The organism is Chryseobacterium sp. JV558 (assembly GCF_033712365.1).
In the GTDB taxonomy this organism is placed as follows: domain Bacteria; phylum Bacteroidota; class Bacteroidia; order Flavobacteriales; family Weeksellaceae; genus Chryseobacterium.
This window is the reverse complement of record NZ_WJHU01000005.1, coordinates 24,265-36,983: the sequence shown is the minus strand read 5'-3', so window position 1 is coordinate 36,983 and position 12,719 is coordinate 24,265. Positions and strand designations below refer to the sequence as shown.

General features: G+C 35.8%; 12 protein-coding genes. 1 reads left to right on the top strand and 11 read right to left on the bottom strand.

Annotated elements, in window-relative coordinates:
* Window positions 1-5: 5 nt before the first annotated feature.
* From GFU89_RS17410 to GFU89_RS17385, 6 genes are all read right to left on the bottom strand, one after another.
* On the bottom strand, window positions 6-1,163 hold the full coding sequence (locus GFU89_RS17410) for a beta-ketoacyl synthase N-terminal-like domain-containing protein (protein WP_318848347.1): 1,158 nt from the start codon (window positions 1,161-1,163) through the stop codon (window positions 6-8).
* Window positions 1,160-1,588: an acyl-CoA thioesterase gene (locus tag GFU89_RS17405; RefSeq protein WP_077419547.1), complete on the bottom strand. Its 429-nt coding sequence runs from the start codon at window positions 1,586-1,588 to the stop codon at window positions 1,160-1,162. Before GFU89_RS17405 ends, GFU89_RS17410 begins: the two co-directional genes overlap by 4 nt.
* A complete protein-coding gene (locus GFU89_RS17400; protein ID WP_318848346.1) occupies window positions 1,578-2,846 on the bottom strand; it encodes an ABC transporter permease in 1,269 nt (422 codons plus the stop codon). The genes GFU89_RS17405 and GFU89_RS17400 overlap by 11 nt, the downstream gene beginning before the upstream one ends.
* A complete protein-coding gene (locus GFU89_RS17395) occupies window positions 2,833-3,591 on the bottom strand; it encodes an ABC transporter ATP-binding protein (protein WP_318848345.1) in 759 nt (252 codons plus the stop codon). Before GFU89_RS17395 ends, GFU89_RS17400 begins: the two co-directional genes overlap by 14 nt.
* A gap of 1 nt (window position 3,592) precedes the next feature.
* Entirely contained in the window at window positions 3,593-4,588 is a 996-nt protein-coding gene (locus GFU89_RS17390; protein ID WP_318848344.1) for a BtrH N-terminal domain-containing protein, read from the bottom strand.
* Between the two features lie 61 nt (window positions 4,589-4,649).
* Window positions 4,650-5,054, bottom strand: coding sequence for a hypothetical protein (locus tag GFU89_RS17385; protein WP_318848343.1), 405 nt, complete (start codon window positions 5,052-5,054; stop codon window positions 4,650-4,652).
* A 323-nt stretch (window positions 5,055-5,377) separates the two neighbouring features.
* Between GFU89_RS17385 and GFU89_RS17380 the strand changes: the two genes are divergently transcribed.
* Window positions 5,378-5,548 carry a bacteriocin gene (locus GFU89_RS17380; protein WP_318848342.1) on the top strand — a complete coding sequence of 57 codons (171 nt, stop codon included), beginning with the start codon at window positions 5,378-5,380 and terminating at the stop codon, window positions 5,546-5,548.
* A 501-nt stretch (window positions 5,549-6,049) separates the two neighbouring features.
* Here GFU89_RS17380 and GFU89_RS17375 read toward each other — a convergent pair.
* Genes GFU89_RS17375 through GFU89_RS17355 form a run of 5 tightly spaced genes read right to left on the bottom strand, consistent with a single transcriptional unit; the run spans window position 6,050 to window position 12,683 of the window.
* On the bottom strand, window positions 6,050-6,493 hold the full coding sequence (locus GFU89_RS17375; protein WP_318848341.1) for an ABC transporter permease: 444 nt from the start codon (window positions 6,491-6,493) through the stop codon (window positions 6,050-6,052).
* Window positions 6,494-6,500: 7 nt separating this feature from the next.
* A complete protein-coding gene (locus GFU89_RS17370) occupies window positions 6,501-6,932 on the bottom strand; it encodes a hypothetical protein (RefSeq protein WP_318848340.1) in 432 nt (143 codons plus the stop codon).
* The gene (locus GFU89_RS17365) at window positions 6,932-8,071 is read right to left on the bottom strand and encodes a beta-ketoacyl-ACP synthase III (protein WP_318848339.1); all 1,140 of its coding nucleotides are present in this window, start codon (window positions 8,069-8,071) and stop codon (window positions 6,932-6,934) included. The genes GFU89_RS17370 and GFU89_RS17365 overlap by 1 nt, the downstream gene beginning before the upstream one ends.
* Before the next feature lies 1 nt (window position 8,072).
* Window positions 8,073-8,987, bottom strand: a complete 915-nt coding sequence (locus GFU89_RS17360; protein ID WP_318848338.1) for a dialkylrecorsinol condensing enzyme DarA — start codon at window positions 8,985-8,987, stop codon at window positions 8,073-8,075.
* Window positions 8,988-9,029: 42 nt separating this feature from the next.
* Window positions 9,030-12,683 (bottom strand): MMPL family transporter, encoded by a 3,654-nt coding sequence (locus GFU89_RS17355; RefSeq protein WP_318848337.1) that lies wholly within the window; start codon window positions 12,681-12,683, stop codon window positions 9,030-9,032.
* Between the last annotated feature and the right edge of the window lie 36 nt (window positions 12,684-12,719).

The window sequence follows — 12,719 nt, the reverse complement described above, 5'->3', positions numbered from 1 at the left end:
TCATTTTAACATTTTTCCAGCACAACTGCGGCATTGCAGCCTCCAAAACCTGAAGCTGTTTTCAGAATATATTTAATATCTGAAGTTTGGTTTTCTTTGATAATATTCAAAGGTTGGGTAACTCCTGTTTCTTCGAAATTTTTTGATGGAAGCAGCGTGCTATGAAGAGCACTTTCCATAGAAATAATACTTTCAAGAAGTCCTGATGCTCCCAGACAATGGCCGTAATAGCCTTTCATACTGTTGAGAGGAACATTTTGAAGTTCCATTCTGTTGAAGGCAATGGCTTCCATTTCATCGTTATATAAAGTCGCTGTTCCGTGAGCTGAGATAAAATCAATCTGTTCTGACAAAACATTGGCTTCTGTCATTGCATTTTTAATACTGGCATACAAACCGTCACCCGTTCTTGAAGGTCCGGAGATGTGGTTAGCATCATTTATAGCAGAATCTCCCAGAACTTTAAACCTGAATTTTTCGTTTTGTGAGATTCCTCCTTCGTCAGAAAGGCATCCAGTTACATAAACTGCTGCTGCTGCTTCACCAATATTAATCCCGTCTCTGTTTTTATCATAAGGCTTGCAATGTCCTGATCCTATAGCCTGAAATGAATTGAATCCTGAAATAACAAATTCAGAAAGTTCATCTCCCGCAATAACGAAAGCATCTTTATATTTCCCTGCCTGAATCATATTCTTGGCAACTGCAATTGCCATTACCCCTGAAACACAGGCATTGGAGACAATGATTGGTCTTGTTTTAAACCCAAAAAAGTCTGCTATTTTCTGTGCTAATTTTGATAAATAAACGCCTTCCGGTAATTCAGTCTGTTTTTTTAACAGGCTGATATTTCCTTTTGTTGTTGAAAGGATAAAAGCTGTGTCTTCCGAAATGGTGTGTTTTTCAACAAGAGGAAGGAGGCTTAAAAGAAGCATCTTTTCCAGTCTTGTAAAATCAATAGTATTCTGAGCAAAGAATCTGCTGAATTCTTCGTTCAGTTTTTCAGAATCAATCCTAGAAGCATAAAAAGCCTCCTGATTGTCTATAATTTTATGTAAAGCAACTCCCGATTTTCCTTCTGAAAGTGCCTTCCAGTTGGAATCTGCATCGAAACCCAGGGGAGTTACACAATTGTAGTCTGTGATATAAATTTCCTTCTTCATGATAATCCCATTTTATCTTTCCAGTTTTGAAAAAATTCCGGATTGTACAAACATAAGCTTCCGTTACTGTCCAGAAATACCTGGATGGTCTCACCACTGCATACCAATTGGTCTTCCTTATTGAAGATTTCATATCTATAGATCAGCTTGGCAGATATCGAATTTACATAAGTCGTTACAATTCTGAAGGTTTCTCCATATTTTAAAGGAAGAAAATGTTCGCAGGTACTTTTTACGATTGGTGTCACATATCCTGCATTCTGAATGTCAAGATAAGTGAGGCCATGCTCGCGGCCAAAAGCTTCTCTTCCGTCTTCAAAATAAACAATGTAATGCCCGTGCCAGACAATTCCCAGTGGATCTGTCTCATTGAATCGTACTCTGACTTCTTCAGTACAGGTTAATATATTTTCTTTAGACTGCATTTTGTTTTCTTTCGTAAAAAATGGAAATTGCTACGGTGGCAAAATAAAATAATAATAAGAATGCTAATTCTTTAGCTATTCCACCAATTCCGCTATTTCTTAAAATAATATCATAATAAGCATTTAGTCCCCAGTTCATTGGAGAGAACTTGGCTACGGTCTGCATGAATTCCGGCATTAAAAATACAGGAACCCAAATACCGCCGATAGCAGCCAAAACCACTACAGAAGTAGCTCCAAATGGGGCAGATTGTTCCTGTGTATCAGCAATAGTTCCCAATAAAACTCCAAATCCGATGGCCGCCAATCCTGCAAACAGCGTTACAGTGATAAGCTGGAACATTTTTCCGGATACATCAAAGGCCGGAAGATCCATGTAAGGGAAAAGATAAATTCCCACCGCTACCATCAGTAAAAACTGAATGATACAGATGATAAGATAGGTAAATGTTTTTCCTAAAATATGTACAAAATAGGGAGTAGGGCTTATTCTTGCTCTTACACTTGTTCCCTGACTTTTTTCCTTCACCAGGTTGATGGATAAAGGAACTACAATAAAGAAAATCGCAAAAAGAGTCCATGCAGGAACATTGTGCTGAACGGAATTCGGCATGACGTCCATTGCTCCTTTCTTGGGTGTGATTTCTTTAAAGCTGATCAGGTTTTTATTTTCATTAAGATTCTCCGTTGTTCCCAGCTGATCCTGGAATGCTTTGTAGATCTTTTTATTTTCAATCTCAAAAACCATTTTGTTGACAGAATTCATCACTGAGTTTTTGAATCCTGCATTGGTGGCCGGGTCAAAGTACAAATGAATCTCTTTTGTCTTCGGAGCAACCGCTTTTACTTTTGCTGAATCTCCTTCCAGTCCAAATGAACTTACAATGGTTTGAACTTTAGAATCAATATTGGAATTTAAATCTTTTGTTAAATTGGAAGGAATAACAATTGCCATCTGATAATCTCCAGAGAAAACAGCATCCTGAGCAGACTTTTCATTGAAATTGGTCAGCAGCTGGAATGTTTTGCTGTTTTCCAGTTCCGCTTTTATATTCTTTGAAACATCAGATTTGTCATTATCAATGAAAATAATCGGAATCTTTGATCCTTCAAGGTTTTTAAAGGTAGAATCCTGAATAAGGGTAATGGTGACAATCAGAAGCAGCGGCATCACAAAGATGATGACAATCCCTCCGATATCTCTTTTTAGCAGAAGAATTTCTTTAATAAAGCTTCTCCATAGTTTATACAACAACATCTCTTAGTTCTTTTCCGGTTAATGAAATGAAAACATCTTCAAGGTTTTCCGCATTGGCAATTTGTGAAACCAGCTCTTCAGGAGTTCCTACAGCATGAATTTTTCCATGGTCAATGATGGCAATTTTTGTACAGAATTCTTCTGCTTCCGACAAGTGATGGGAAGTATAAATAATGCACGTTCCCTGCTTATTTAAATCCAGAAGATAGTCAATAATTGCTTTTTTAGATTGAACGTCTACACCAACGGTGGGTTCATCTAAGAATAGAATTTTAGGATTGTGAAGGGTGCCGGCGATGAGGTTGCAGCGGCGCTTCATTCCTCCCGAAAACTGTCCTACCTGCTTATCTGCAAATTTTGAAAGTCCCATAATTTCCAGAGATTCATCAATTGTTTTGATAAGCTGTTTATGTTTCAAACCATACAGGCTTCCGAAAAACATCAGATTTTCTTTAGCTGTAAGTGTTGGGTACAATGCATATTCCTGGGGTACAATACCGATAATCTGTCTTATTTTGAATCCATCCGAATGGGGAGATAATCCATTGATTGTAAATTGGCCTGAAGTAGGTTTTATCAGTCCCGAAAGCATGGAAATCAAAGTCGTTTTTCCAGCTCCGTTAGGTCCGAGAATTCCGTAAATTTCATTTTTGCTGATATTCAAAGAAATATCATTTACAGAAAAATCATCAGAATTTTTGTACTTCTTATATAGGTTTTTGATCTCAATCATATTTTCTGCCATATCAGATCGCTTTTCTCAGTTTTTTATAGAAAGCTTCTTCCAGATCTGCAATGTGCAGCATCGTTTTTGAAAGTTCATTGTAGATATTGCTTTTTGAGTTTCTGTTTTTATACACTCTGGCAATATCCACGGCAAAATCTCTCCAAAGGTCACCAATAGAAGTGATTTCTTTTGATAATTCTTTCAGCTCGTCATTTTTAAGGATAACGGATGCTTCCTGAAGAAATGCTCCGTAGATAAATCTGAAGCCTCCGCCTCCGGTTCCAATTTCTTCCTGCATTCTGATTAGCTGTCCCAAATAATGATTGGTCACTTTTGTACCTTTCTTTTCAGCCCATTTCGGGATACTTTTAGCCACCCATCTCATTGCTTTTACGCCGATAAGCGGTACCGGAGCCAGCATATTTTTGCAGGTATCTTTAATTCCTTTTTTTATGGCTTCTTCAAGGTTTACATTTTCAGGAACATAAATAGGATAGTACATATGTCCTTTTGGAGGAAGTGCTCCCTTGGCATATCTTACCTTTTCCAGTTCTGCTTCAGAAAGGGATGTTGTATAATCCATTACCGGATCACTGATCAGGAATTTTCCGTCTTCTTTTCCGTATACCACAAGATTGTGGGCATTGAAGTGGAATTTGTACTCCTCCGGGAAGTAGGTCAGATTGAAAACGCCTACCTGAAGTCCTGTAGGTATATTTTGATCCAGATTTCTTTCAAGAGCTTTTTGAGCATCTTTAGGATTTGAGAATTTTTCTCTTTTGATTTTAATTCCTAATCTTTTGGCTGCTTTACTGAAAATAGCACCCGGCATCGGACGATAGCTGAAGCCCGGAGCGAAATTTACCTTTAAAAAAGGAAGATAGACAAAAAACAATCCTGAACCGATCCCAAAGATCATCGGCTCACTTAGTTTCAGGCCTTTATTAAGCAGTAGATTAGAAGCAACACCGTTTTCGCAATGCGCAGTCTGATGGTGTTCAAAGTTTAATTTCATTTGCAGATTGTATCTTTTCATTGGCAAAATGGAATCCGGCACTTTATATACCTCATTTCATTTATTTCCCGTTGAAGTTTTTTAATTCATCCACTGAAATCCCGAATGCTTCGGCATATTTTTTCAGTGCAGTTTCGCTTAGTGTCTTAAATATTTTGGGTTTAAAATGTCTTTTTACCCTCCATTGCCACATTCCTACATAAGATGCAAGAACACCCAGGTCCATTTTATTCAATTCCATAAAATAAACAATAGGACTTACTATTTGATTGGCAACATTTTGTTTTGCTTCCTCAATTCTTTCATAAATAAGCTCCATTGATTCATCCAGAGCAGCTTTCTTGGCATCCCAGCCTGTACTGTTTGCTGTCGTGTAGTTGTCATTCTCATCCGTCACATACAGAACTTCAGTCATGTTGGCGGATTTTAGGTTACTTTCGTCTTGAGGCAGGTCTTGTTTTTTCATCTAAATAATGTCAATTTTTTTAGATTCCAGATGAAATAAAGTTCACCTGTTTTTTGATTCTTTTAATCAGGTGGCTAAAATAGTGAAAATACATTATATGTAAATCATATTAAATCTGAGAGCGCTATTGCTTTGAAACAGAGGCTCTATCAAAAATATTCTACAGATCCTGATGGCCAGATGCAATGATGTTAAATTGCGAATATTTATAAAGTTTTGTTAATTATGGAGAATATATTTATTATTTGATTGTTTTATTTATATTTGTTTGTGTTAAACAACAAAAACTAATAATTAAAAACAAATTAAATTTCATGAAAAATTTGAAGTTACTTACAAAGAATGAGTTAAAGCAAGTGAAAGGAGGAATAACTGTTTACATTTCATGTGCTAATGGAACTACTGGTCAAATACGTAATGTGAATGTCAATACTGATATTGCTACTCCGGCGGAACAGATTTGTGGCGGGAATGACTATGAAGTGATTATCTAAGAAAGTATTTAGGCATTAGATTAAATCTCGTCCTACTTTTACTGTTTTATAAAAAATAAAACCTTCAAGTAGAAAGTTATAGGCGGAACAGAAATGTTCCGCTTTTTTTTTGATTTAAATTTGTTTCTCCCTGATGATCAGAGTTTCACGGATTTGTAAAATGTTTCACGTGAAATAATTCCTCTTATGATGAGGTTTTTTGTTTGTATCAAATTGGTTATCAGTGATGTTATGATGGGTTTTATAAGTTTGAAAATAAATAAAAAATGAATATTTTTTTATTCTAAGGCGGTTGTAATCAACTCAATAGGAGTGGGCTAAGCCCACTTTCAAAAGATGGAAAAATCAACTGGCTTTAGCCTAAACTTATATTTTAAACACAAATGACACCAATAAATTATACAAATATTCACGGATCTATTGAAAGCATTAAATACTGAATGGCTTAAAAACAAAAAAGCTGTACGTTGGTACAGCTTTTATTATATGTTGAATTGATCTTTACGACTTTACCTCCTGAATAAACAGGTTGATTTCCGCCCTGATCAATAATTCATCATTATGAAATGTTTCACAGAAGATGTGACAGATGTTTTCAAATTGTGAAATAAGAGATGCCTTGGAAATGATTTTATCCTTCACTTTTGGAAGGGCAAAAACCTCAATTTTCTTGATATTGGTAATAAACCCGATCACTTTTGTATCTGCTTCAGGATTTTCAAAGAAGCTTTGTCCAAGGATGGATGAGCAGGTCTGCGCCAGGTTTTCAATTAATCCGGCTTCAGCAAACTCATTGTTGTGAACAAATATATTGTCTTCTTTTATTTCAAAGGAAGTCACTACTTTTTCTTTGGTCAGTTCCAGAATATAGTCTGCCATAAGCATCGGTTCGCGATGTGGTAAAAAGTTGTGTATATTGATGATATTCTCTTCCTTTATTTCCATTTCCAGTTTATTTTACAGCGGTTTTCATTTGAGATTTTGCAATCACTTCACCGTTTAGTTTGGTAACGATATCTACCAGAGTAACTCCCATTACTTCATTGAGGATGGTTACCTCAGATTGTAGATGGTCTCCTATTTTGGGCAATATTTCAGCTTCAAAAGATTTGATGGCTCCGATATATCCGGTAGGAGCATCTTTTCCCAGCAGATAATATTTGTATCCGGTATGCAGCGCTACACTCTGTGCCTGATGCTCAATCAGTCCGGAAGCCTGAAATAATCCGTCCTGGATGAAAAGGTTATCTTTTTTGATCTCAAAACCAGATAAAAGATGGCTTTCAGAATATTCTGATAGTTCATGCACCATCACAAAAGGAAAACGTTGCGGGATTAGACTTTCTACAAAATCTCTATCGGAGGTCGGCAGTCTGTTTTCCATTAGCAAACTGTTAATAAAGCACAAGAATAAGCGAATCTTCCACTTTCAGGAACACAAAGAAGTACTTTTTCTCCTTTTTTCAATGTCCCGGAATTCATTAATTCTTCAAGGGCAACGAAGATAGATCCAGCACCAATGTTTCCAATGTCAGACAGGTTATAGAACCATTTTTCTGCAGGGAAATCCATTCCTTTTTTAGCAAACTCTTCTTTCAGTCCGTCTTTGAAGTATCCTGAAGAAATATGAGCCAATACATGATCAATTTTTTCTGGATCCAGATTATGTTTATCAAAAGAAGATCTTAAGCTTTCTGCTCCTTTTACAAGGATATATTTATCAAGGATTTTAGTATCCTGTTTGATGGCGAAGATAGATTGCTTCAACCAGTCATCAGAAGGGTAATCTGCCCATGATTTCAGGCTTCCGTCTTCCAGTTTGTCACATCCTGCATACATACATGCTTCAATTTCGTGAGCGTAAGAATAGAAATCAATGAATTCTACTTTTAAAGAAATACCGGTTTCTCTTGGTTTATTTTGCAGCAGAAAAGCACCTGCACCGTCAGAAAGCATCCATCTCAGGAATTCTCTTTTGAAAGCGATGATAGGTCTTTCTTCCAGTAATTTTAAATTTTCTGCTTCATGGTTGAATTTATCAGCAGTCATCCATGCAGACATTCTTTCGGAACCTGCACATACAGCACTTTCCTGTACACCAGCTCTTACAGAAAGGAATCCATAATTAAGTGCATTCATCCCAGAGTTGCAAAGACCCGTTGAAGTATTAATCTCAATAGATTTTCCGATGTTCAGTTCACCATGTACCATAGAAGCGTGAGAAGGCTGGATCTGGTCTGGTGAAGTAGTTCCTACGGATAATAATTTCATATCTTCCTTTTTGAAATTCTCATCAAAAAGTCCTTCAATTGCTTTTGCAGTAAGCTGCGCATTAGAGTGTGTAGGGTTTCCTTCTTTGTCTAAAGCGTAGTATCTTGTCGTGATTTTATTATTTCTTAGGATAAGTGATTTTGCTTTAGATGGCGCATCATTGATAAGCCCAAGATAAGTCTCCATTTCATCATTCGCTACCGGCTCATTGGGTAAGTATTTTGATGCTTTTGTTATAAATACGTCGTACATTCTATTTTAAATTAATTCCTTGTAAATATCTTTTTTGTTTTTGTCTTTTAAACCAAAATATAGGGGTTGTAAGCAGGTGTAAAACCAAAACGACAGGTGAGATAATCCATATCGCTGCCATCAAATATACCTTAAAGAATTTTATCAGCAATGGACGTTTCTCTTTTTTCTTGATAATCAGATTAGACCATACTGTGAAAATTTTGTTTCCTACCTTCTCTACCCGTACCAAAAACGCACGGATTTCAATGGCTCCGTTTTTAACGAGTTCCGGCTGTAAATTATTAAAGTCATTATTATTAAAATGTCTTTCAATAATCTCGCCATACTTTACTGAGCCTGTAATTTCTTCGTCAGAAACCCCTGCTGCAGGAAGCATTCCTGATTTTTCTTTCTGGCCTGTTGTAAGCCATCGAAGAATAGTCAATACACTCGTATAATTGTCGTGTCTGTCTACCAGTGCAATATTCCCAATAAGTTTAGCCTGTAAATCTCTTAAATATACCTTTAATTTCTCCTGGGAAAGCATCCACATATTTCTGGTTCCGGAGATTGTGACTACAGGTGTATCTTTAAGGATGCGTTCTGCATAACCACTCTTTAAGAATGAAATGATAGGAATGGATGGTGTGAGATACCATACCTGATACCCGAAAAGGATAAGGTCGTATTTTTTGTTCAGAATTTCTTCCGAAGGCGGCAGAATTTCATTCGGAATCTGTAAATAAGACTCTGGAAAAGTATTGAAAAAAACATCACCTGGCCAGGGGAAAGGAAAATCTTCCTTAAGCTGAATGTTATAATAGGTTACATCGTATTTCTCCTTTTGAGCTTCAAAAGGTTTAGCAATGTTCCTCACGATATCTTCGAGTTGTCCGGTTTGCGAATAATATATGACAAGTATATTTTTCTTCATTAGTTTTCTTTAGCGTTTACAAAAATATGTTTTTCATATTTATTATTTAGTTTTAAATACTTTTAATGATTCAGAACTAAATTCCAATGTATAATTATCATTTTCAAAAGAAGAGTTCTTTGTATTGACAAAAATGATGGTCTCAGGAAGGTCCTGCATATCATTCATGGTAAAGGTATCATCTGAGATCAAAAGAACATCAATTTTTTTACTCACTTCCGAAAGGTCTTTTATATATTGTATCTTTCTTCTTTTTACCAGATAGCTGTGCGCCGCTATTGCTCTTTTTTCATCATTTTTCATCAGAGAAAAAATTCTTCGGCTGGCCTGATATAAAGTCAATAAAGCATCTTTTTGTCCGAAGTCATCTGCTATGTGAAGAATGTTGGCTTCATTGGAAATATGCTTATTCAGTTCGAAATATACTGATTTTTTGGTGTTGAAGTCTTCTTTTACTTCTTTTACCACTTCACTGTCTTTATAAAGGAAGCTCAGGAACAGTTTCTTTTTAAAATAATTCTCATCCTCAATCTCTTCTCTCAGTTTGGCAAATTCTTCCCTGAAATAAGCATTGATCTTCTTTGTTCTTTCAGAATAATTCTTGCCAAAACTCATATCGTCTTTGCTGATTCTGCTGCCTACTTTTACGGTAATACTTCCGTCATAAATAATGAAATCTCCTTTGGGTAATACTTCAGAATTTCCATGAATGTAAAGCGGAAGGACATCCAGCTCGAATTGCTCAGCAAGATAGAATGCTCCTTTATGGAATCTTTTAACATCATTGGTATATGAACGTTCTGCCTCAGGGAAAACCACCAAAGAATATCCCTGTGCAATTTTTTCTTTCAGCTTATCCATTCCATTTTCAATCCCTTGTGAAACTGGATAGAAGCCCAGTGCTTTTACCAGTTTTCCGAAAACGGGAGATTCATATACCCAGTCATTCACCAGATAGATGATTTTGTGGGTTGCCATGGCAATGGCCAGTGTGTCTAAGAAAGAAGTATGATTGGCAATAATAACAGCCGGTTTGCTGAAATCTTCAGCTGTATTTTTAATGACTCTTTTCTTTACAAAAGGACTTAAATAAAGTACTGATGTTAAAAATTTAGCCAGGATCAGTTTGATAATATCTAACGTTTTTCCTTTCGAATTTTTAATAAATAAACTTCCGAAAGCTGAAAATACCAATCCACCCAATCCGTAATATAAAAACGAAAATACTGCCCGTAAAAATAATCTGAAAGTAATGGGAGAGAGACCTTTTCTCGCCCGGTTGGTAATGAATAATCTAAACCAGAAAGGATAGAGGGTAGACGTAATAATAATGACAGAGAACATTCCGATAAGAGCTACTAATGCTAATGAATGCAGCGCCGGATGCTTGGCAAAGATCAGAGATCCAATAGAGAGAATGGTGGTGAAAACCGCAAGAATAATGGATGTTCTATAGGTTGGTAATTCATTTTTCCCCGTTGTGTGCTCTTTTTGCATAGCTTGTGTGAGGAAGATACTGAAATCGTCTCCTACTCCAAAGACCAATGTACATACTACGGTACTGAAAATATTGAGTTCTAATCCTAAGAAATAAAGGATTCCTGCTGTTACAATTCCCGTCAGAACAATCGGGAACATCGTAAGAATAGTTAATTCAAGATTTCTGAAGAACACAATAATCGTAAGAACAATTGCTAAAAGAGAATAATTGATTAACGTATTGAAGTCTCTCTTCAGCAGGCCCAGAAAATTTTCGTTCATCTGCTGGCGGTCAATCGCAAGAGCATCATGTTTCTTTTCGATATCTTTAATGAAAATATCTCTTTTATTTTCGTCTACTTTTACTACATTGGAAACGGTGTAAAAACCATTTTCACTGCTCATGAATTCTGAAATCTGAAGAGCTTTTACCTTTTCATAATCTTTAAGGCTTAATGCAGTGTAATTTTTATGCAGAGCTTCATTGAAGTTGTCAAATGCTGAACCATTGAACCCAAATTTGTTTCCATTGCTGATCAGTTCAGAAATAGTCTGATTTTTCTTAGAGTCATTCCAGAAGCTGTTCCATTTTTCAATCTTTTTTTGCTGGTCTTTTTCTGAGAGTACAATGCTTCCTATAGAATTGTAGCTTAATATTTTTCCTTCTTTTTTCTCTTTTTCAAGGAAGCTGCTTAGTTCAGAATTTCTGGTTAATGCCTCCTCTTCAGAATTTCCATAAGAAATTGTATAAATAGATTTTGAAGTAATATCCGAAAGCTTCTGTAGTTTGGCTTCACTGATTTTCAGGTCTTTTGGAATATAATTAAGATCACCAATATCTTCATTAAAACCTACATGTCTGAATCCAAACAGACAGGCAAGAATGATAATAGAGCATCCTATGATCAGAGGTTTGTTTTTCTCATAAGGATAAGATCCTATTTTGTCGATGAAATTGGTATTGAGATCTTTTCCCTTTTCTTTTGGTTTATATAGTTGAGGAACAATAATCAATGCCGAAATTGAAGAGAGAATGACGGTGATTGCTGCAAAGAGCCCGAGGTCTTTCAATGCTTCGGAACGTACAAAAACCAGACATAAGAATGAAACAGCTGTCGTTGCACTGCTCAGTATAATAGGCTGGGTAATTTCTTTGTAAAGCTCTTCAATATTATTATTGTGCTTGTAGTGGGTAAGAATATGCAGGGCATAATCTATCGTAATCCCGATCAGAACGGCTCCCACACTTAATGAAATTGCTGAAATTTTATCTTTAATAAAAGACAGAACCAATAAGGCGAGAAGTACCGAGAATACTGTTGGTAAAAAGACAATGATGGGAGTAAAGAAATTCCTGAAATAATAGATCAGAAGGATCAAAAGAACCGTCATAGAAATTACTACCGTATTCTGAATATCTTTTTTGATCTGTTTGGCATTGGCTACGGCAATCACCGGAGAACCGAAATAGCTGATTTCTGTTTTTCCCTTGAATTGTTTATTAATGCCGTCTTTTATTAAGTTAAGCTGATCTACGAAAACTTCATTGGCTTTCGTGTCATTACTTTTGTTTTTCGGATCAATAAAAAGTAAGAGATTTTTTCCGTCTTTGGTTACAATATAGCTGTCTTCAAGCTTGAAATCTTTGCTGATGTTTAAGGCATTCAGTTTTTTGATTCCTAAAAAAGTAAGCCCCAAAGGATCTTTTTTGATAAATTCTTTTGTAACAAGACTTGTGGGAGAAACCAATGAGATGTAATTGTTCTCTACCTGTTTGGCAATGCTGTCTTTCTGAAGCTTTCTGTCAATTTCCTTATAATCATTTTCATTGAGGAATAATGGTAAATTTTGGCTGACGAAATCAAATGTTTCCGATATTTCATTATCATTCACTTTGCCCTGAACAGAACCTATATACTTTTGTAAAGGTTCTATCTTTTTCAAAAAAGTATCTGCCGTTTCAGAAAGCTGGAAGCTGTCTTCACCAGATTTATTCTCAATAATAACGATGATCTTATCCGAAAAATTAAGCTGCTTAAGAACTTTTGCTGTAAGATCAGATTTTTCATTTTTAGGAATGATCTGATTAATGTCTTCCTCAAAATTGATTTTGGAAGCAAAAAATAGGCATAAAACAGCAATTCCTAAGGCTGTAACTACAGATAGGATTTTATTTCTGGAAATCAGATAATATAAAAATATAAAAAAGCGATGCATTGCATGTAAATCAAGTCTGCAAATTTAAATTTTTAA